This window comes from Chryseobacterium sp. POE27 (assembly GCF_039727685.1).
Taxonomy (GTDB): Bacteria; Bacteroidota; Bacteroidia; order Flavobacteriales; family Weeksellaceae; genus Chryseobacterium.
On record NZ_CP152475.1, the window covers coordinates 1,027,526 to 1,049,907 of the forward strand.

Annotated in this window: 17 protein-coding genes; 8 read left to right on the forward strand and 9 right to left on the reverse strand. The window is 35.5% G+C overall.

Annotated elements, in window-relative coordinates; translation table 11 throughout:
• Positions 1-158: 158 nt before the first annotated feature.
• Positions 159-2,897: a fibronectin type III domain-containing protein gene (locus AAHI02_RS04775; protein WP_346985674.1), complete on the reverse strand. Its 2,739-nt coding sequence runs from the start codon at positions 2,895-2,897 to the stop codon at positions 159-161.
• A gap of 288 nt (positions 2,898-3,185) precedes the next feature.
• Between AAHI02_RS04775 and rplS the strand changes: the two genes are divergently transcribed.
• The 7 genes from rplS to AAHI02_RS04810 all read left to right on the forward strand — a co-directional run bounded on the left by rplS (position 3,186) and on the right by AAHI02_RS04810 (position 9,613).
• The gene (gene rplS / locus AAHI02_RS04780) at positions 3,186-3,542 is read left to right on the forward strand and encodes a 50S ribosomal protein L19 (protein ID WP_007846341.1); all 357 of its coding nucleotides are present in this window, start codon (positions 3,186-3,188) and stop codon (positions 3,540-3,542) included.
• Positions 3,543-3,728: 186 nt separating this feature from the next.
• Entirely contained in the window at positions 3,729-5,450 is a 1,722-nt protein-coding gene (locus AAHI02_RS04785; RefSeq protein WP_346985675.1) for a cellulase family glycosylhydrolase, read from the forward strand.
• 248 nt (positions 5,451-5,698) lie between these two features.
• Positions 5,699-6,577: a CGA/CIA family class A beta-lactamase gene (gene bla-A, locus AAHI02_RS04790; protein ID WP_346985676.1), complete on the forward strand. Its 879-nt coding sequence runs from the start codon at positions 5,699-5,701 to the stop codon at positions 6,575-6,577.
• A 30-nt stretch (positions 6,578-6,607) separates the two neighbouring features.
• Positions 6,608-7,018 carry a hypothetical protein gene (locus AAHI02_RS04795; protein WP_346985677.1) on the forward strand — a complete coding sequence of 137 codons (411 nt, stop codon included), beginning with the start codon at positions 6,608-6,610 and terminating at the stop codon, positions 7,016-7,018.
• Between the two features lie 26 nt (positions 7,019-7,044).
• A complete protein-coding gene (locus AAHI02_RS04800) occupies positions 7,045-7,935 on the forward strand; it encodes a 3-hydroxybutyryl-CoA dehydrogenase (RefSeq protein WP_346986592.1) in 891 nt (296 codons plus the stop codon).
• Between the two features lie 79 nt (positions 7,936-8,014).
• On the forward strand, positions 8,015-9,334 hold the full coding sequence (locus tag AAHI02_RS04805; protein WP_346985678.1) for a hypothetical protein: 1,320 nt from the start codon (positions 8,015-8,017) through the stop codon (positions 9,332-9,334).
• 39 nt (positions 9,335-9,373) lie between these two features.
• Positions 9,374-9,613, forward strand: coding sequence for a hypothetical protein (locus tag AAHI02_RS04810; protein WP_002977986.1), 240 nt, complete (start codon positions 9,374-9,376; stop codon positions 9,611-9,613).
• Positions 9,614-9,666: 53 nt separating this feature from the next.
• Here AAHI02_RS04810 and AAHI02_RS04815 read toward each other — a convergent pair whose 3' ends face one another.
• From AAHI02_RS04815 to dnaN, 3 genes are all read right to left on the reverse strand, one after another.
• Positions 9,667-10,074 carry an META domain-containing protein gene (locus AAHI02_RS04815; protein ID WP_346985679.1) on the reverse strand — a complete coding sequence of 136 codons (408 nt, stop codon included), beginning with the start codon at positions 10,072-10,074 and terminating at the stop codon, positions 9,667-9,669.
• A 164-nt stretch (positions 10,075-10,238) separates the two neighbouring features.
• The gene (gene pheT, locus AAHI02_RS04820) at positions 10,239-12,641 is read right to left on the reverse strand and encodes a phenylalanine--tRNA ligase subunit beta (RefSeq protein ID WP_346985680.1); all 2,403 of its coding nucleotides are present in this window, start codon (positions 12,639-12,641) and stop codon (positions 10,239-10,241) included.
• Positions 12,642-13,356: 715 nt separating this feature from the next.
• Entirely contained in the window at positions 13,357-14,487 is a 1,131-nt protein-coding gene (gene dnaN, locus AAHI02_RS04825; RefSeq protein WP_042721423.1) for a DNA polymerase III subunit beta, read from the reverse strand.
• Between the two features lie 201 nt (positions 14,488-14,688).
• Between dnaN and AAHI02_RS04830 the strand changes: the two genes are divergently transcribed.
• The gene (locus AAHI02_RS04830; RefSeq protein ID WP_346985681.1) at positions 14,689-15,042 is read left to right on the forward strand and encodes a diacylglycerol kinase family protein; all 354 of its coding nucleotides are present in this window, start codon (positions 14,689-14,691) and stop codon (positions 15,040-15,042) included.
• 31 nt (positions 15,043-15,073) lie between these two features.
• Here the strand turns inward: AAHI02_RS04830 and AAHI02_RS04835 are convergent, their stop codons facing one another.
• The 5 genes from AAHI02_RS04835 to purB form a co-directional block, all read right to left on the reverse strand.
• The gene (locus AAHI02_RS04835; protein ID WP_346985682.1) at positions 15,074-15,454 is read right to left on the reverse strand and encodes a ribonuclease inhibitor; all 381 of its coding nucleotides are present in this window, start codon (positions 15,452-15,454) and stop codon (positions 15,074-15,076) included.
• Between the two features lie 48 nt (positions 15,455-15,502).
• A complete protein-coding gene (locus AAHI02_RS04840; protein ID WP_346985683.1) occupies positions 15,503-19,198 on the reverse strand; it encodes a phosphoribosylformylglycinamidine synthase in 3,696 nt (1,231 codons plus the stop codon).
• A 108-nt stretch (positions 19,199-19,306) separates the two neighbouring features.
• Positions 19,307-20,266, reverse strand: coding sequence for a WG repeat-containing protein (locus AAHI02_RS04845; RefSeq protein ID WP_346985684.1), 960 nt, complete (start codon positions 20,264-20,266; stop codon positions 19,307-19,309).
• 19 nt (positions 20,267-20,285) lie between these two features.
• On the reverse strand, positions 20,286-20,819 hold the full coding sequence (locus AAHI02_RS04850; protein WP_346985685.1) for a hypothetical protein: 534 nt from the start codon (positions 20,817-20,819) through the stop codon (positions 20,286-20,288).
• Between the two features lie 50 nt (positions 20,820-20,869).
• On the reverse strand, positions 20,870-22,297 hold the full coding sequence (purB, locus tag AAHI02_RS04855; RefSeq protein WP_346985686.1) for an adenylosuccinate lyase: 1,428 nt from the start codon (positions 22,295-22,297) through the stop codon (positions 20,870-20,872).
• Between the last annotated feature and the right edge of the window lie 85 nt (positions 22,298-22,382).

The window sequence follows — 22,382 nt, forward strand, 5'->3', positions numbered from 1 at the left end:
TTCTTTTTTGATTGGATATGAAATTAATTTTTCAATATATTATAGATTGGACTGACATCCAATCCTGATATAGACCGTCCCTTCGGGACTCTTTCCGGATACTTTTAATATGGTAAATTTGCATTCAATCCTAACTAATCGTCTCGGGAATCTCTCGATTATTGAATAATCAATTTTAAAGTAAATAATTTACGGGTGTGAACTTTTACAAAATAGATTCCTTTCGGAAGATTTTCATTAACCAAAGAAAAACGTTGGTTATTAACATTTTTTGATTCATATAGCAAATCTCCGTTTGCTGAAAGCAATTCTATTTTTTCAATAGGATAATCACTTTTAATAAATGTCGGCTCGCCCGGTTTTGTTGGATTCGGATACAATACTACATTTTTCTCTGTACTTTTTGTTTCTTCTGTTCCTAATGTTGATCCGGTTACCTGAAACTGAACCCTGTTTGAAACTTCAGTATAAGAATCATTGGTAAACATCACCATGTAATAATTCCCCGGTGTTGCCGGAACTGCCGTTCCCTGAATAGTTTTTGTTCCCTGAGTAACGCCATCAAAATAAGTATAAGAAACAAAATTATCATCCGGAACCGTAACGCTTTGAGGGTAAATTCCCAGCCAGTCTTTGATGATTCCCGGAGAATCCGTCCATGACGCGGTAATATTTTCTCCTAACGTATAAACCGGTTTATTGGTCCAGAGTTCTGTTACAATATCTCCGACTTTGAAGAAAACTTTCTCTCCTACCGTGGTATATCCGTCTTCCAGAAAATACTGTGCATAATAATATCCTTTTGCAAGACCTGTAAAATTAAGGCTTCCGGAAGCCGTTGTCACATAGCTCCATTGTGTAGAATTTACATTTCCCGGAGTATGTCCCATTTTGTAGATCCCGATCCAGTCTTTTGTCAAATTTGGCCCATTTGAGAAATTAACAGTCACAGTACCTCCGACAGGATAAACATCAGCTGTAGTAGTTAATACGACTTTCGGACCTACATAAAAGCTTTTTCTCGGTGTAATTTCCGTATAGCCGTTATTGGCAAAAAATCCTGCAAAATACTGACCTTTAGTGGCGATTCCGTTCGGGAAAGTTGCTGTTCCTGCCGTCTGCCCGTTGGTATAAACATACGCCTGGGAAGTTACTGCAGTGGGATTCTGACCTTTTTTGTAAATTCCTACCCAATCCTGATTGTTCCCAGGCCCGTCTGTGAAAGTTGCAACGATTGGTTCATTTTGTGTGTATTCGGTTTTATCCAGTGTAAATGTTGGATTTGATACAACACTTCCTGTAACCTCGAATTGTTTCGGATCACTCCAGTCACTCCACTCTAAGTTTCTGTCTCTGTAACGGACTTTCACATAATACGTTCCGTTTGTAATTGAGTTGGCAGCAATGGTTGCTTTTGTGATATCAACACCTGCATTAAGATTCTTTGTGAGATCAGGAGTTCCGTTTCCGTCTTTGCCAAACCAATTTTCGTAATCTCTGTACAGTTCTTTTTCAATTACAGAAAAATCTGCCGCTTTACTGATAAGAAACTGCGTTGTATTTAACAGTTCTCCGTTTGTGCTTGAAAATGCGCTTCCGTTCAATGTCAAAGGTAAAGTAACCGGCGCGGTAAATGTATTTGAAATCAAAGGCTTTGCAGGTTTCGGCTGATTTTTATATCTGTGGAACGTATCAATGAGTTCATTATATTTTTTATGATAAACGCCTCCGATTGAATAGGATTCTACATCTACCTTTCCCGTATTCACATCAACTTCAACAATCTGGTAGGTCCAGTCCGTTAATGTTTTCTGAACATCATCAAAATCCTGCTCCGTTGACATTCCCCAATACTGATCCCAGGCAACACCACCGGAAATGATCTGATAGTTCGGGGTATTTTTCAGCTGACCTCTGTGATATAAATGATGATGCGCTCCTACATGCATTAAATATTTTGAAGAAGTCGTCAGAAGCGGAACTGCATTATTTCTCACCCAGGTTGAAATATCGCCAACATATTGCTCAGCCTGATAGGGCCTGTGACTCAAAGAAATGATCCAGTCTACGGTAGAATCATTATTGGCTTCGTTAAGAATCTGCTGAAGCCAGGTCATCTGCGCTGATCCTGTATGCTCTGAGCTTAAGCTTATAAATAGAACATTTCCCGCCTGCTGAGCATAATAATTCTCATTTCCCGAAGTGATGTTTTTGTATTTTATCTCATCAATATAAAAATGAGCGTAATATGAATTCATTCCGAGGGTCCCATAAGTTTCATGATTTCCGACCGTGGTCTGTATTGGCAGATAAGGAGATAAATTAATATTCTTTTTAAAATGTACATTTTCATAATGGTCAAGTGTTCCTACATCCACCTGATCTCCCACCATGAAAGTGAGCGCAATATTATCAGAAGGATCCGAATCCGGGCCGAACTTTTCTTTCAGCTTTTTGTAAGCGTTTAAAGTTAAAGTATCATATCTTGGTTCCGCTTTGATCTGGTTGTCTCCCATGATCAGAAAACGTATTTTACCGTTAGCAGTGACCGACTGGCCCGGTAACGGAAGTGTTCTGAAATTGTAAACTGCAGATTCGCTGCTGCCGGTTTTTATTTTATAGTAATATTTTGTGTTCGGCTGCAGATTGGTGATCTTCGCTGTGTGGTAATAATAATTGTTGTTGTATCCCGTATCCGAGAAGATATTGGTAGTCCCGGTAAATGTCACGTTAAGATTGGCCGGATTTGTTCCGTAAAAAACAGTAGTTTCGTTATTGGATGAAGTTTTCCAATTGACAATCATTGAGGTGGGCGTCGGATTCTGTAAATAAGGATACAGACTTTGCCCGAATGCCATCTGGACGGCAAAGCAAAAAAAGAATAGCAGTTTTTTCATGAGTAGTACAGTTTTATAGTAAATGTTTTAAATTATATTTGATAATTAAAAAGCTTATGAAGAGCTTTATCACCGCGCAAAAGTAGAATACTCATGTAAACTGTATCTGATGATAACTTCAAGGAAATATTAATTTTATCCCGGAAATTTTCTTTACTGTTTCAGTATATTTAATATTAATTTATTTGGAATATTTGAAAAATGATTTGTATATTTGCAGCCTGTTATTCAACCTCTGACGAAGTCCGTGTAAGTTGCTTAGCTTTAAACATTTTATTTTAATTAATAATGGATTTATTAAAGTACGTACAAGACAAGTACATTACAAAAAAAGAATTCCCTGAATTCAAAGCGGGTGACACGATCACTGTTTACTATGAGATTAAAGAAGGTCAAAAAACAAGAACTCAGTTCTTCAAAGGAACAGTTATCCAATTAAGAGGTACTGGTTCTACAAAAACTTTCACGATCAGAAAAATGTCTGGTGATGTAGGTGTAGAAAGAGTATTCCCTATCAACATGCCTGCGCTTCAGAAAATTGAAGTTGACAGAAGAGGTAAAGTTAGAAGATCAAGAATCTACTACTTCAGAGATCTTAGAGGTAAAAAAGCGAGAATTAAAGACGCTGCTTACAAGAAGAAATAATTCAGACAACAATAATACGAAAAGAGACTGTTTACATCTAAACAGTCTCTTTTTTATTTTGGTGCAATCCAGAATTTTCATCCTGCGGAATTTTTTGAATTCTATTCAATAAATTTTAAATATATTTGTCATTATCAAATAACGATTCTCAAATAATCCCATAATATTTAAATAATTAAAATAAGTATGAAACGAGCCATCCTATTATCCGCTTTTTTATTGTCTCAATTTGGGACATCACAGCTTTTAAAAACGAACGGACAAAAGATCGTTAATGACAAAGGTGAAAATATACAATTAAGAGGCCTCGGTCTTGGAGGATGGATGCTTCAGGAAGGATATATGCTGAAAACGGCAGATTTTGCAGGTCCGCAATATAAAATCAAAGAAAAAATTACTGAGCTTATTGGTGAAGACGGAATGAACGAGTTTTATAAAGCTTATCTCAAAAATGGAATCACCAAACAGGATATTGATTTTCTGAAGAAAGCAGGATTCAATTCAATCAGGCTTCCGATGCACTACAATCTTTATACTTTACCTATTGAAAAAGAACCTAAGAAAGGACAAAATACGTGGCTGGAAGAAGGATTTAAAATGACAGACGACCTCCTAAAATGGTGTGCCGACAACGAAATGTATCTGATCCTCGACTTGCACGCAGCCCCCGGCGGGCAGGGAAATGATGTGAATATTTCCGACAACGACAAGTCCAAGCCATCTCTTTGGGAAAGTGAGGAAAATCAAAAGAAAACCATCGCTCTCTGGAAAAAATTAGCAGAAAGGTATAAAGATGAGCCATGGATCGGAGGGTATGATCTCATTAATGAACCTAACATTAATTTCACAGGAAAAAATCCGAACGGAACCGATGAAATGTCGAACGCTCCTTTATGGAAACTACAGAAAGATATCACGGATGCCATCCGTACCGTTGACAAAAAGCACATCATTATTCTTGAAGGAAACGGCTGGGGAAATAATTATAACGGACTGACTCCACTTTGGGATGACAATATGGTTTTCAGCTTTCATAAATACTGGAATTATACGGATGATGCCACTATTAAGTTTGCATTGGATCTTCGTGAAAAACATAATATTCCGATCTGGTTGGGAGAAACGGGAGAAAATTCAAACGTCTGGTTCACGGAACTTATTCAGCTTTTGGATAAGCACAACATCGGTTACGCATTCTGGCCGATGAAAAAAATCGACAATATCGCAGGAACTACCAACGTAAAAATCACTCCGGAATATCAGAAGCTCTTGGATTACTGGAAAAATGGAGGAGAAAAACCATCAAAAGAATTTGCAAAAAAAGCATTAATGCAGATTGCTGACAATTATAAGTTCAGTAATGTGGAGATAAAAAATGATGTTATTGATGCGATGTTCAGGCAGACAACAGATTCTTCAACAAAACCTTTTAAAAATCTTCAGGCTCCGGGAAAAATTGCTGCCGCAGATTATGATTTAGGGAGAATAGGCTCAGCTTATCTTGATAAAGATTTTGTCAATCTCTGGGTAAGTGACCCGGAAAAAAGATCTGAATGGAATTCAGGAAACCAGCTTAGAAATGACGGTGTTGATATTTATAAAACCGCCAATAATCAATATTACGTAGGAAAAACAAAAACCGGAGAATGGCTTCAGTACACGATCAATGCTAAAACTGAAAAATCTTATACTTTAGACATTAATTATGCGAGTAATTCTCCGGCAAAAATCAGGATTGAAAATGCTACCGGTAAAGTATTGACAACAGTTTCGCTCAATTCTACAGGAGGAAATGAAAACTGGAAAACCGCTTCTGCAAAAGGAATTAATCTTAAAAAAGGAGAAAACAAAATCCGTATTTATTTTGAAAACGACGGTGTGAATCTTAAATATTTAGAATTGAAATAAGAAAAAATCTTAAATTGCAAATCCCTTTTAGCTTCTAAGAGGGATTTCTTTTTAACTTTATTTAACCGCAAAAGAGAAAAAAAATAAAACTTTCAAAAGAATAAAAATCAAAGATTTTTAAAACTTAGGGGGTTCTTTTTAACCTTACTTAATGATAAGCTTTAAATTATATTACTCAAAACTTTTCTTTCTTTTGCGGTAAAAAAGATTAAGCAGGTTTATCTTCAGTCAAGAAATTAAAAAATATTATGAAAAAAACAGGGTTACTATTTCTTTTGATCTCAGCATTCACATTTGCACAGGAATCAATTTTAGATAAAAAAATCAATTCAATCATCAAAGATAAAAATGCAACAGTCGGAATTTCCGTTCTGGGCTTTGAAAATGGTTTTAAATACTATAAAAATGCAGACAAGAAACTTCCGATGCAGAGTGTCTTTAAATTTCATATTGCAGCAACTGTTCTTGATTACGTCGATAAAGGGAAACTTTCTTTGCATCAAAAAGTTTTATTAGACAAAACCAATTTATTAGAAAACACATGGTCGCCGCTTCGAGAGAAATATCCCAACGGAGGCATAGAAATTCCTTTGAGTGAAATTCTTGAATATACCGTTGCCAAAAGTGATAACAACGGCTGCGATATTATGCTGAAATTATTGGGCGGAACGCAAACCGTTCAGAAATTTATGGATATAAAGGGAGTAAAAGGGTTCCAGATTAAATACAACGAAGCGGAAATGCATAAAGACTGGAATATTCAGTATCAAAATTACAGCACAGCATCTTCTGCTACCGACGTCCTCAAAAAATTTTATGACGGAAAATTACTTTCTAAAAAATCTACAGATTATCTGATGAAAGTTCTATGGTCCACTTCTACAGGAAAAAATAAATTAATTGAGCAACTTCCGGAAAATACGCCCGTGGCAAGAAAAACGGGAGCTTCCGGAAAGAATAATGCGGGTCTGACGGGTGCAGAAAACGAAATCGGTATCGTTACTTTACCCAATGGCAAGCATTATGCAATAGCTGTATTTGTCAGTAACTCAATGGAAACGGATGCAGTGAACTGCAAAATGATTTCAGATATTTCAAAGTCGGTCTGGGATTATTTTAATAAGTAAAAATTTAAGCTTAATTTTAAAACCATCAAAATGAAAAAAGTAGTATTAACAATAGCAATTTTCGGATGCACATTATTCTTTGGGCAGAAGAGTGAAAATTACCTTCAGATCGGATACGCAAGTGTATGTTGCGGAACTCCTTCTGATAAGCCTGTCATGGATTATTTGGCAAAGTTCCAAAAGCAAAGCAAGGTTAAAAATCTTGAAATTTATAAACAGAGCGGATTGGGAAGAGAAGGCGAATACAACCTGTATATTGGAACCGACGGACTTTCAAAAACTCAGAAGAATAATTTCATTAAAGGATTAAAAGCTGCGGTTGACAGCCAGAATAATGCACGAAGCAAAAACAGTGACGGAATAGTCAATTTTAATGAATCAGAAATTATAACAAAAGCTGACCTTTCCAAGGCAAGAAATTTAACGCCAATTAAAAAATAAAATAATAAAACTAAATAAGGAAAATGATCAAAAACATTGTAGTTATCGGAGCCGGAACCATGGGAAATGGAATTGCACATACATTTGCACAAAGTGGTTTTAAGGTGAATCTTGTAGACGTATCACAGGAAGCTTTAGACAAAGGACTAAAAACCATCACCACCAATCTCGACAGAATAATTGCAAAGGGAAACCTTACTGAAAAACAAAAAGCTGAAACTTTAGGAAACATTACCACTTTCACAGCGCTTCAGGATGCTGTCGGAAACGCAGATCTCATCGTGGAAGCAGCCACTGAAAATCAGGAATTGAAACTGAAAATTTTCGGACAGATGGACGAATTTGCACCTGAAAACTGTATTCTGGCGACCAATACCTCTTCTATTTCCATCACGAAAATTGCGGCTGCCACCAAAAGAGCGGATAAAGTAATCGGAATGCATTTTATGAATCCTGTTCCGATCATGAAATTAGTAGAAATTATCAAAGGCTATTCGACTTCAAAAGAAACCTTTGATGTAATCTACGAAATGAGCAAAACATTAGGAAAAGTTCCGGTAGAAGTAAATGATTATCCAGGTTTTGTTGCCAATAGAATTTTAATGCCGATGATTAATGAATCGATTGAAACACTTTACAACGGTGTTGCAGGTGTTAAGGAAATTGATACCGTAATGAAACTGGGAATGGCTCATCCGATGGGACCGCTTCAGCTGGCCGATTTTATCGGACTAGATGTTTGTTTAGCAATCTTAAATGTAATGTATGATGGTTTCAAAAATCCTAAATATGCTCCGAATCCATTATTGGTCAATATGGTAATGGCCGGGAAACTGGGCGCAAAATCAGGAGAAGGTTTCTATGATTACTCCGAAAGCAAAAAAGCAGAAAAAGTAGCAAAAATGTTCTCAAAATAATTTTTTAATTATGAGTTGTTAGATATAAGTTATAAATTTGATGCGAAGCCATGCAATCTATAACCTAATAACTGCAATCTTGATAAAATTTAAAGAAAGAACAATTCAAATATCAATGATCATCATTACTTTAATGATGATCATTTTACGTTTTTTACTCAACGAGAAAGGAAGAACAAGCCCGGATTCTATACGCTATATGCGATTTGCACATGTTTTTCCGACGATTGATAATACGACGACCCCGTTAGGATATCCTTTAAGTATTAAGTTTTTTACTTTTTTTGGTCCTGATGAATTCTGGAGCAGTAAAATTGTAGGAATTGGAGTATTTCTTTTTATACTATTTTTTGCATGGAAAAAGAAATTCTTCTTTAAGGAGACCGTTGTTTTATGTGCATTATTCAGTTTTCTCTCGATATTTTCCTATACAATGAGTGAAGCTCTGATATTACCTTTTGTATTATTATTTCTTTATATTTCTTCACTGATCATTGAGGGAAAAATTACTGGCGGAAAAGCCATTTTTTATCTTTCATTGACTTTGATTGCCCTTTATAATGTCCGTTACAGCTCCCTATTCATCATGGCCGGCACCGGACTTTTTGGATTGGTTTTCTGGAAAAAGCAATATGCAAAAGCGTTTATTATTTCAGGATTGATCGGAGGAATATTTGTTGTTTTGTACAAATTTTTATTTATCGATTATTTTAATGAAAATTATGTAAATGAGTTTTTAGAAATTGGCCTTCATCCAACCTCAAAACTTTTAAAAGAATTATTCCTGGGGCTGTGTACTACTTTTAATCCATTTATTCATATTGCGAATCCGGCCGGAGGAATCATCAATTATGCGATCTATGGAATCGGATTTCTCAATATTCTCTTAATCATCTATTTATTTATCAAATATAAACTTTCGGATACTGAATTCTTCTTTATTTTCGTGAGTATTGTCGGTATAATATGTTCGTATTTCATCCAATATTTCTACTCTGTGAATCCGATCGACTATCGTCTGATGGCTCCATTCAGCTTTCCGATATGGCTCGTTTATTTTAGAAAATTATTTTTGATTTTTAATGATAAAGTATATGCTATCGGTTTTTTAAGTCTTCTTTCCGGACTGGCTTTTACGTGGTTGTCAAAAGGCAATTATCTCGAAAACAGAAAAGAAATGAAACAGTTTTTACAGTCTGAAAATCTGGATAAAGGTCCGGTAAAATTTTATGTAGAAGATATTGAAGATCTTGAATATATTCAGGTCGCTGAGCTCATCAGTACCGTAAATCCCTATGTAATACTAAGTTTTAAACCAAAAGATACTTTACAGAAAACAACTTTAACGAGGTATAAAGTTTTACAAAAAATGAAGATTGACAAGAACAAATACCAATAATTTTATTATCTTTGATTTTAAAGTTAAAACATTAAAAAAATGAAATTACCAAAGTTTTTATTAGCAGATAATTCGGAATTTCCAGAAGATTTGTTCGTAGTTCATACAGAATATCCAAGATTTATCCTGAATGTTGAAGAAGAAGAAGTTGAATGGCTGGATGATCTTGAAGGTGACGATGAGGAAACAATGGCAGATGAGGCTACAAAAGTAGTGGAGGCTGCGTTTAAATGGTGTGATGAAGAGTTGGCTAAGTACGACGAAGAAGAGGAAGATTAATAACGATTTAAACATAAAAAAGGAACTCAAATGAGTTCCTTTTCTTATTTATTCTATTCAGCTTTATTGAATTTTAATAGGAGAAGATTGTCCTGATACAATTCGAGAACATTTCCGGTGATGACATATTTATTAGCTTTTGACATCATATCCATAAAGTTTTTTTCCACACTCATATTTTCGCAAGCCATTTTCGTAGAGCCCATCTGACTTGCAGAAAAATTGCCTGTAGAAGGTTCTACCTTAGCTGTTCCGAAGTAATTGTTGCATCCTGTATTCCCGTTAATTTTTTCCCCTTCAATATTCAGGGTAGGAATTTTTCCTTTCACATTGTCAGCTAAAGCCCATTTTGTTCCTGTCAGTGAAGGCTGAGCCTTACCTACTTTGGAAGCAGAACCAGCCATCGCTCCACATGAAACCAAAACCGTTGCCGTGCATATACTTAAAAAAAGATTTTTCATTTTTTTCCTTTTGATTTAAATCAAATTTACGTAAATATTATTATTTAAACGGTTTTCATACTATTTTTATTACTTTTTCAATGCTATTTTTCTTTGCTTTAAACGTGACATAAATGAAAAAAAAACGGACAAAAGTCCGTTTCTTATAAATAGTTGATATTTAATTATCCTCTTAATTCTGCATTGAATTCTTTTTGGAAAGATTTTACCAAAGAATCCATTACTGCCGTAATTTCCTTTTCCTCGAGCGTTTTCTCTCCATTTAAAAGCTCGAAACTCATTGCATAGGATTTCTTGCCTTCAGGAAGATTTTTCCCTTCATATACATCAAAAAGATTAATATTTTTAATATATGGAGATTTATTCTTTTTAGCAGCCTGATAAAGATCTTCATAATTCACCGTCTTGTCAATCAGTAAGGCTAAATCTCTTCTGATTTTGTTGAATTTAGGAATATCTTTAAATGTAAGCTCATTTTCAGCACGCAGTTTCTGAGCAAATTCCAATTCGATTTCTGCATAGAAACATTCCTGGTCGATATCAAAATCTTTTAGCATCTGAGTACTTACTTTACCGATTTTCACCAAAGTTTTACCGTCAACCTCATAGGCAAGAGCGTCAGAAAATCTTTCATCAGACAAAGCGACTTCCTTATAATCAATCACCAGCTTTTCCAATAAAACTTTCACATAAGCTTTCAAATAATAAAAACTCGTTGCAGATTTTGGCTGCAGCCAGTTTTCTGCCACCTCTCTTCCGGAAACAAGAATCGCCAGCTGTTTTCTCTCTTCGTATTTTTCTCTTTTATGATAAATTTTCCCGAACTCGAAGAATTTGATATCCTGATTTTTTCTGTTGATATTGTAGATGGTATTCTGCAAAAGACCTTCCAGCAAAGACTTTCTCATGAATGCAAGATCATTGCTTAATGGATTTAGCAGCTTTACCGCATCTTTTTCATCTTTTACGGAAGTGAGTGAATTATTCATTACTTCATTGAAACCAAGACTTTGTAATGTTCTTGCCCAGCTATTTTCAAGCTCATCCTGATCTTTTGCATTCAATTTTACCGGAGTAAAAGAGATTTTCTGAGGAGCATCGATTTTATTATATCCGTAGATTCTCAAAATCTCTTCGATAACGTCAATCTCTCTCGTAACATCTGCCCTGTAAGCCGGAACAGAAATTTCAAGACCATTCTGAATTTCATTTAAAACCTGAATATCCAGTGCTTTTAAAATTTCTTTTACTTTTTCTCTGTGAATTTTAGTTCCTAAAATCTGTTCGATTTTGGAGAATCTTAGAATCACATAGTTATCTTCAATTTTCTTTGGATATTCTTCCAACAGATCACCTACTAATTTTCCTTCAGCCAATTCATGAATTAATTTGATAGCATGCGTGATTGCTGTTCTTGTAATATTAGGATCCACACCTCTTTCAAATCTGAAAGATGCATCAGTATTCAAACCATGGAATTTCGCTCCTTTTCTTATCGCAACAGGATTAAAATAAGCACTTTCCAGGAAAATCGTTTTAGTTTCAGCGGAAACACCAGAATTGGCTCCACCGAAAACTCCTGCAATACACATCGGATTGTCTTTTCCGTCTTTGATCATGATCTCAGAACCACTTAAAGTTCTTTCCACCCCATCTAAAGTTGTGAATTTAGTACCTTCTTTTACCGTTCCGACCTTTACCGTTTTGTCCGTGATTTTATCTGCATCAAAAGCATGAAGGGGCTGACCAAAACCATGGAGAATATAATTGGTAATATCAACAATATTGTTAATCGGGCTTAATCCGATGGCTTTCAGTCTGTCTTTAAGCCAAGCCGGAGAATCTGCCACTTTAACGTCTTCAATGACTGCTCCGATATATCTTGGACAAAGCTCAGCATCTTCCACAACTAACTTAAAATCGTGAGTTCCTTCATTACTCAAAACTACTGAAGAAACCTTCTCAAACTCAGATTTCTGCTTGTTGGTAGAAAGGTAAGCATGAAGATCTCTTGCTACTCCGTAGTGAGACATGGCATCGGTTCTGTTGGGTGTTAATCCAATTTCTATAACCTCATCATTGGCAATTTCAAAATAATCAGCGAAATTTTTTCCTAGTTCAAACTTTTCTTCATCCAGAACCATAATTCCTCCGTGGTCGTCACTAAGGCCAAGTTCATCTTCTGCACAGATCATTCCCTGAGAAACTTCTCCCCTGATTTTAGCTTCTTTAATTTCAAAAAAACTTCCGGATTTATCATAAATTTTTGTGCCGACTACTGCTACAGGAACTGTTTGTCCGGCTTCTACATTCGGAGCACCGCAAACGATATTCAGAATTTTTCCGTTTCCGACATCTACGGATGTTTTTTTCAGTTTATCTGCATTCGGATGTTTTTCGCAGGTCAGAACTTTACCTACAACAATTCCTTCCAGACTGCCTTTTATGCTTTCAAATTTTTCTATCCCTTCAACTTCAAGACCAATATCTGTAAGGAATTCACCGATTCTTTCAGTTTTCAATTCCGTTTTGATAAAGTCTTTAAGCCAATTGTTTGATATTTTCATCTGATAATTTTTATTTTTTCTAAAGCCAGATGAATCTTACGGTTTCATCTGGTATATTTTGAAAAATTTTTAGTTAAATTTTAAGTCTACAAATGTCGTGTTTTTTTGAGAAATAGAGAAATTTATAACAGATTTTAAGAGTTTAATTTTATCTGTCTTTATTGTCTTTTTTATCGTACATTTTAAAAATTGAGCAGAATTTATTTTTAATTTCAGTTTTATTTTTTCTCCCACTGATTTCACAGATTTACACAGATTATTGTCCACAGATATTTGTAGAATTATTCTACGAAATTTGTCATGCTGAAAGCATCTAAACGTATCTTTCCAGAATCTTTTTCAGTAACTATGCCTGAACGCTTGAGCATGAACAATAGTCGTGATTATTTCCTGATTTTTATCAAAAGACTGTCTTTTAGCCCCGATTGCAGCAATTGTTTGAGCTCATTTTTTTGTTTTCGGCGCGGCGGCAGAGCCGCCGCGCCGAAAACAAAAAAAATAGCGAGTGCGGAAAGCGGGAAATTGCTCCTTTTAAAAAATAAATAAGTAAATACAATTCGACGAAGTCAAAAAGCTTCAAATAAAAAATATATATTGCTTTTTGATGTAATCAAATTGCCCAAAAACAATAAATACATCCGATAGAGTCAAAAAAACTCTCAAAAAAAAGAGGCTCTGAAAATCAAAACCTCTTTAAATATTTTATATAATACAATTACAATCCGATCACCGGCATTGACAGCATTAAGATATTTTCATTTTCTTCAAGACCGTCAAGAGGTTCAATGATTCCCGGTCTGTTGGGCTGGGACATTTTCATTGTAATATCATCTGAACCCAGAATCGTCAGCATTTCAGTTAAGAATTTAGAGCTGAATCCGATATTGATATCTTCTCCATTATAATCGCAAGGAATCTGCATATCTGCCTTATTTGCGTATTCTGTGTCTTCTGCATGAAGATGGAGGATATTTGCCGATAATTTGAATCTCACCTGGTTGGTCGATTTATTTGACATGATTGAAGCTCTTTTAATCGCTCCTAACAATAGATTCCTATTGATTGTCAGTACATTTGGGTTTTCTTTAGGAATCACCGCAGTATAATTGGGATATTTCCCATCGATTAATCTACAAATCCAGATATGTTTACCGAAAGTAAATTTAGCCATATTCTCATTGAAGTCGATGGTAACATCATCGTTTGAGCTTGCTAAAATATTTTTAAAGATATTCAAAGGTTTTTTCGGCATGATGAATTCCATCGGTTCGGCATTCATCAGATCCGTTCTTTTATAAACAACCAATCTGTGAGAATCAGTAGAAACGAAATTCGTTTCATTTTCACCAAACTGGAACAAAACTCCTGTCATTACCGGACGAAGAGAATCGTTGCTTGTCGCAAAAAGTGTATTGGTAAGAGCTTCAGATAAAACTCCTGCCGACATGGTTACACTTTGTGATGCATCAAATTCCGGCAACTCCGGATAGTCGTCTGCATTGTCCAGCGCTACTGCGAAGTTATCTTTTTCATCTAAAATTTCAAGCTGACTTCCCGTTCCTTCTGCATTATCTTTTACAACCAATGTCAACGGCTGTTCTCCGTAAGTCTTGATAAAATCCTGAAAAATCTTAGCAGGAACAGCAAATTTTCCGGTATCATCGGATTTTGCATCCAGAGAAGTGACAAGAGTTGTCTCGCCATCAGATGCTGTAATGGTAACCTGAGTTCCGTCTAATTCAAAAAGATAATTTTCTAAAATCGGTCTCGACTGAGAGCTTGATATCACACCACTTACAGTTTGCAAAGCCTTCTGCAGTTCACCACTTGAAATAATAAATTTCATAGATTTAAAAATAAATTTTTACAAATATAATAAATAGAAAACAGATTGAAAAGAATAATCCTTAGAGTTACTAACAACCATCAAAAGATTTTAGCCTGTTTCTTCTCCTTAATTTTTAGATGAAAAGCTGTCAAAATGACAACGACTAAAGATAAGGATTTTCTTTGAGCAAATAGCTATATTTGCAAATATCTTTTCATTATGCGAAAACCGCCTGTTTATAAAAGTTTTTTCAATGCTTTACGTGGTATTTTCCTGATGATTAAATGGGAAAGAAATTTTCAGATTGAAATAATGGCTTTCCTTATTAATCTTTTTCTGATTTTTTATTTAAAACTGACAACGACTGATACAGCTCTTATTCTGATCGTCTGTTTCGGGGTCTTAGCTGCTGAGATTTTTAATACGGCCATTGAGAAGATCTGTGACATCACCCACCCGGAATTTGACAAAAGGATTGGTTTTATCAAAGACATTTCTGCCGGTGCAGTTCTTCTGATGACAATTGTATCAGTCATTACGGGTGTTTTGATTTATTGGAAATATGTCTTTTAAGCTCTACCATTTGATAAGAAAGTTCAAAATATTAATCTAAAATCAATTTAATATTCTTGTGTGACTCTATAATTTCAATTAAAATTTCAAACAAAGTTTGTCCGTTTCCTTCCATAAGTTCATTTAATTTTTGTTGAATTAATTCTATGTTAAAAGGTTTTCCTTGTCTGATTTTAGTTTCGTAAAATTCTTTAGTCAGATTAAAACCTAAATCTTCTTTAGATTTTTGCGAATCTTTCCAGATGATTTCACCCTGAAATCCATATAAAACATCATCAAAGCCATCCAACGTTCCGACTTTCCAATCTTCATCCTTTAAAAAAAGCAGGGAAATCTCTTCGTAGAAACCTTCCAGATTTGAAAAATGACTGCCATTGATGACAGTCATTTGTTTATTTGAATTATTATTCATTTATTTCTAACATTTAAAGCCAAAAGCTCATTGCTAAAAGCCAGCAGACTATTTAAAGTATTCCACTCCATTTTTAAATATATTGTGGTAATTCGCCGTCGGAATATTTTTAAACAGACCATCAGCAAAACGTTCCGGATGTCCCATTCTACCGAAAATCTTCCCATCCAGACTTGTAATTCCTTCAATTCCGAACAAAGAATTGTTAGGATTGAATGGCATTCCGTGAGCAACATTTCCTTCTAAATCTAAATATTGAGTAGCGATCTGTCCGTTTTCATACAATTTCTGAATTTCTGCCTCAGAAGCCATAAAACGACCTTCACCGTGAGAAATAGGAATCGTGAACACCTGATCTTTCATTCCTTTCAGCCAAGGCGATTCATCATTCACCACTCTTACGTTGACCATCTGGGAAATATGTCTTCTGATCGCATTATGAGCTAACGTCGGAGAGTTTTCATCCAAATCCTTAATTCTTCCGTAAGGCAACAAGCCTGATTTAACCAGCGCCTGGAAACCATTACAGATCCCGATGATCATACCGTCTCTATCCAACAATTCGTGAACTGCATTTTTCATCTTCTCATTTTTCAACACATTAACGATGAATTTCGCAGAACCGTCCGGCTCGTCACCCGCAGAGAAACCTCCTGAGAATGCTAAAATCTGAGAAGTTTTGATTTCTTCCACCCACGCATCAATACTTTCATCCAATAATTGGTGATTGATATTAATTAAAGGTAAACTGCTTACAATTGCACCTTCTTTAGCGAAAGCGTTCAACGTATCATACTCACAATTGGTTCCCGGGAAAACCGGTGCAAATACTTTTGGCTGAGCGATTCCGTGTTTTTTGATGATGATATTTCTTGGTTTGATTGAGTTTAATTTCTCATCAATTTCAACCGTAATTTTTTCTTTTTTAACCGTTGGGAAAAGGTTTTCAAATGTATTGGTGTTTGCTGCTAATAATTTGCTGATGGTTGTTGGTTGTTGGTTGATGGTTAGAACCTCATCAGCAACAACTTGTCCGATTAACTGGAGATTAACAGAGCTTAATTCCTCTTTAGATTCGATGATTAAGCTTCCGATATTTTTCGTTAATAAAACATTTTCGTCAACCGTAATTTCAGCGCCTAACCTGTTTCCGAAACTCATTTTAGCTAAAGCAACCGCAACTCCACCTTCTTTTACTATTTTTACAGAAACTATTTTTCCGGCTTTAATATTTTCGAAAATTAATTCATAAATATTTTTTAAAGTGTCATAATCCGGAAGTCCGTTTTCCTGAGCGATATGATTGAAGAAATATATTTTATTTCCTTCGTTTTTAAATTCAGGAGAGATAATATTTTTCTTTTCTCCATTCGCACAAGCGAAAGAAATTAACGTTGGCGGAACATTCAGATCCTGATAAGTCCCACTCATTGAATCTTTACCCCCAATTGCTGCCAAACCAAAATTGATCTGAGCATCATAAGCTCCAAGTAAAGAAGCCAGTGGCTTCCCCCATTTCTCAGGATTCTGACCTAATTTCTCAAAATATTCCTGAAAACTAAATCTGATATTTTTATAATCGCCACCCATTGCAACGATTTTCGCAACACTTTCAACCACAGCGTAAGATGCTCCCAACAAAGAATTCTGCTTAGAAATCTCCGCATCGAATCCCCAACTTGCCAAAGAAACTGTTTCAATATTTTTTGCTCCGATAATCGGCAATGTCTGAACACTTCCTTCCATCAATGTCTGCTGATATTTACCACCTAAAGGCATCGCAACCGTAGTTGCACCGATAGAAGAATCGAACATCTCCAACAAACCTTTTTGAGAGGCTACATTTTTATCCGCTAAGATTTTCAAGAAATTCTCTTCATTGAAAACCTGAGTTTCTTCTTTCACTTCATTAAGATGCGTAATCTTAACTTCCTGACTTTTAGAACAACCGTTTGTATCAAGGAATTCTCTTGAAAGATCAACGATTTTGTTCCCTTTCCAGAACATCTGCATTCTTCCTGAATCTGTCACTTTTGCCACTTCTACAGCCACAATGTTTTCAGCTTTACAGAATTTGATGAACTGCTCTTTATCTTTTGGTTCAACCACAACCGCCATTCTTTCCTGAGATTCAGAAATAGCAAGCTCAGTTCCGTTCAAACCTTCATATTTTAGAGGTAAAACATCCAAATTAACTTCCAAAGAATCAGCGATTTCACCGATTGCTACAGAAACACCTCCAGCTCCGAAGTCATTAGATTTTTTAATCAATCTCGTCACTTCAGGATTTCTGAATAATCTTTGGATTTTACGTTCTTCAACCGCATTTCCTTTCTGAACTTCAGAACTCATCGTGTGGATCGAAGTTTCGTCCTGTTCTTTCGAACTTCCGCTTGCTCCACCAACACCGTCACGGCCAGTTGCACCACCTAAAATGATGATAGAATCGCCAGCTTCAGGTTTTTCACGTCTTACCCAATCCACAGGAACGGCTCCGGCAACGAAACCAACTTCCATTCTTTTTGCTTTGTAGCCTTCATCGTAGATTTCAGAAACCATTGTAGTTGCCAAACCGATTTGGTTACCATAAGAAGAATATCCATTCGCCGCCTGTTTTGTGATTATTTTTTGAGGTAATTTTCCAGGCAACGTTTTATCAACCGGTTCCAAAACATCTGCAGCACCCGTCAATCTCATCGCCTGGAAAACGTATGACCGTCCGGACAAAGGATCTCTGATCGCTCCACCTAAACACGTTGAAGCACCTCCGAAAGGTTCAATTTCTGTCGGGTGATTGTGGGTTTCGTTTTTGAATAATAAATACCACGGTTCTTTTTTACCATCGTATTCAGCTTCGATTTGGATGGTACAAGCGTTGATTTCGTCGGAAACCACCAAGTTTTCCAAATTGCCTGTTTTATGGAAATATCTTCCGCAAACTGTCGCCAGATCCATTAAAGAGATTGGTTTCAATTCGCGTCCTAAGAATTTTCTTTTTTCAATATAATCATTGAAAATGGTTTCCAATGTATGTTTAAACTGTCCTTCAAATTCAATATTTGACAATTCCGTTTCAAACGTCGTGTGACGACAGTGGTCGCTCCAGTAGGTATCTAAAACTTTAAGTTCAGTTTCCGTAGGATTTCTCTGTTCCGATTTAAAATATTCCTGGATGAATTTCAGATCGTCCAGGCCCAATGCAAAACCATGATTGTTGAAGAATTCTTCCAACTGAACATCATCAAAATTGATGAAATTTTCGTGAACCAAAACCTTTGATGGCGTTTCATCCGCAGGAATATTCAGCATTGCTAAATCTTTTTCCTGAGATTCAACTTTATTGATTAAGAGGTCTTTGATTTTAACTAAATCTGATTCGGAAACGCCTTCAAATTCAATGAGTTTACCGCTTCTCACTTTAGATTTCTCATTTCCAGTTAATAAAGCGATACATTGTTGAGCAGAATCAGCACGTTGATCATACTGTCCTGGTAAAAATTCTAATGCGAAAAAGATTCCTTTTGCAGGATTTTCTTCGATTAAAATATCGGTAACCGGATCAACGAAAGTACTGTTTACAACCTTTTCAAATTCGCCGTCATTTAATCCAAAAATATCATAAACGTTATACACTTTTACACTTTGGATAGACGGAACCACCGCTTTTACTTCATCAAATAGTTGCGGACTTTCCACATCGAAAATTCCTCTTTTTTCTACGAAAATTCTTTTGTTTTGAGACATTAGATGTCAGATTTATTAGATTTATTTTATTTAAATTTTTCTGGCAAGCGCCATATTTTTCCGATTACAAAGATAGCATTCCTACGGAATAAACATTTTCACTATTTTTCATTTACTTAATTTATTCGGATGATCGGGATGTTCTTTTTCAAAATCTCCGGCTTCTTTTATTTCTTTGATCAGCCACTTTTCAAAAGGGATTTTTTCATCATCATCCAGTGCAAAAATACTTTTGCCATTTTCTGAGACTAAGAACTTGAAATCATACATCAATCCTGCTTCCATTTTTCTGTAATCATAGGTATTTACCTGATAAAATGGGAAATTTTCCTTTGGCCTTTCTACGATCTCGAAGAATAATTTCTTTTCATTTTCAGATAATTTTGTATAATGATTAACATAATATAGTTCTGAAAGTTTTTTGTTCTGCTTTTCGAAAAACTGAAGAATACTTTTCTCTTTTTCATTGTATTTGAATGGATTCGGATAATATTTTCCATCAACTTCAATTGCATTTTCAGATTTTGAAATGGGCTTCACAATTTCTCCTTTGAAATTCATAACGCCCCATGTTCCTCCTACCATTGCTTTGTGTTCGTCTTCCGTTTTTTCCCAGTCGCAGCCGTCACAAAAAGCAGCATATCCATAATTAAACGGCGATACAAAATCATGTTCAGGCATGATGACAACCATTCCGTTTCTGTCTACAAAACCGACCTTCCCGTTTTTAACAAATCTTCTTATGCCTTCGGAGAAATAATCAGCACCGTTGTCATAAAAGAAAGGTCTGTAAAGAAAATTCCCTTTCCTGTCATAGACGTATCCCCATTCATTTTTTCCTGGTTTTTCATTGTTTTTATCACCATCAAAATAAATGGTTTCTCCTTTTACCAATTCTCCGTCTTTCAAGTAAGAAAAAATTTTGAACTGGGCCGGAATAATGATCTTACCGTCTTGATTTTTAACACCAACCAAAGAATCTTTTGATTTAAAATACTTCAGAATTTCCTTTTTCTGAGAAAAAGAAAGCATAGGCATTAATAAAATTATGGAGAATATTTTTTTCATTTGGTGTTGCTATTATGCATTAAAATTTATTTCCAGAATAATTATGATGTAAACTTAAAAGCTCAAAATGAGGATCTTTTTCATAAATCAGATAAGATCCATCAGCAAGAATAACCGCAGAAGTCCCACACTGAACTTTATCTTTAAAAATAAGCTTTTTCAGAATTTCATCATCATCAATGATAATCGTCTCATCCCAAAGTTTCAATTTATTAAATCTTTTTCCTGGCTCCCTAAAGTTATATGCAACAGCTGTTTCAAAGGTAGTATTGAAATATGAAATATGAGTCTGAAAGTTACTGACAATATCATTAATATGCTTTTTACCCTGGAGATCCAATTGATCCCAACAGTTTTCATTGTTGAAATCATATTTGATAAAGATTGTATCTCTTACTTTTAGGTTTTTTGAAATTAAAAAATTTTTAAACTCGTTATATTCCTCTTTTGTCAACTGAAAATCTTTCAGATCTTCTGATTTAATCTGAGCAAAAGTTCCCAGTGGAATCAAATTCAGACAAAAGAGAATAAAAAAGAGAAATATATTTTTCATGGATTAGTTTAATTTCAAAAAATATGCAGCCCAAAAGACTGCATACTGTATTATACTTTAAGATCAGCCTCCAGTCCGATCAGATCTTTATTCTGATCGATAATCGGCTGTACTTCGTTCTTGATAAACTCTTCCGTCTGGATTGGTGCAAAACCAATAAAGTTTTTAGGATCCAGAACTTCTTTTAATTTCGACTTATCCAGTTTTAATGAATCGTCATTCAGGATTCTTTCGATAAGATCGTTTTCTTTACCTTCTACTTTTACCTGTTTAGAAGCTTCCATAGAATGAACCCTGATTACTTCGTGGATTTCCTGACGGTCACCTCCTGCTTTTACTTCTTCCATGATGATATATTCTGTCGCCATGAAAGGAAGTTCTTCCATAATATGTTTGTTGATTCTGTTCGGATATACAACGATTCCGTTCATGATGTTGTTCCAGATCAATAGAATAGCATCAACAGCCAAAAACGCCTGAGGAATGGTTAATCTCTTGTTAGCAGAATCATCCAGTGTTCTTTCAAACCATTGTGTTGAAGCCACCATCGCAGAACTTGTTGTCAGAGACATTACATATTTTGCCAAAGCTCCGATTCTTTCGCTTCTCATTGGATTACGTTTATAAGCCATAGCCGATGAACCGATCTGGTTTTTCTCGAATGGTTCTTCAATTTCTTTCAGGTTTTGAAGTAAACGTAAATCGTTGGTAAATTTATGGGCAGACTGTGCAATATTTCCTAATAAGGCCACCACTTTAGCATCAATTTTCCTGTCGTAAGTCTGTCCGGAAACGCCAAAAACTTTTTCGAACCCAAATCTTTTGGATAATTCTTTATCTAAATGTTTAACTTTAGAGTAATCACCGTTGAAAAGTTCAAGGAAACTTGCAGCAGTTCCGGTCGTTCCTTTCACCCCTCGGAATCTTAAGGTTTCCAGGAAGAAATCAAGTTCTTCGATGTCCAACACTAAACTCTGTAACCAAAGTGTCGCTCTTTTTCCAACGGTCGTTAACTGAGCCGGCTGGAAGTGCGTGAAACCCAAAGTCGGTAAATCTTTATATTGAATAGCAAAATCTGCTAAATTTTTCATCACATTAACCAACTTTTTCTTTAAAATTAAAAGTCCGTCACGAATCTGAATTAAATCTGTATTATCTCCTACAAACGCCGAAGTTGCTCCCAAGTGAATAATTCCTTTTGCAGAAGGTGCCACATCACCGTAAGTGTGAACGTGAGCCATTACATCATGTCTGAATTTTTTCTCATATTCAGCTGCTTTTTCGTAATCGATGTTTTCTGCATTGGCTTTCAATTCAACAATTTGCTCGTCCGTGATGTCAAGGCCAAGGTCTTTTTCGATTTCAGCAAGGGCAATCCAAAGCTTTCTCCAGTTCTGGAATTTATTATTATGAGAAAAGTTAAACAACATTTCTTCGCTTGAATAGCGTTCTTCCAATGGATTTTTGTAGGAATTCATTCTTTCTTTTACTTTTTAGCTATGCAAAAATAGGGTTTTTCCGTGAGAGTTGAAAATCGTTTTTCGCGACTGAATCGGTTGCAAA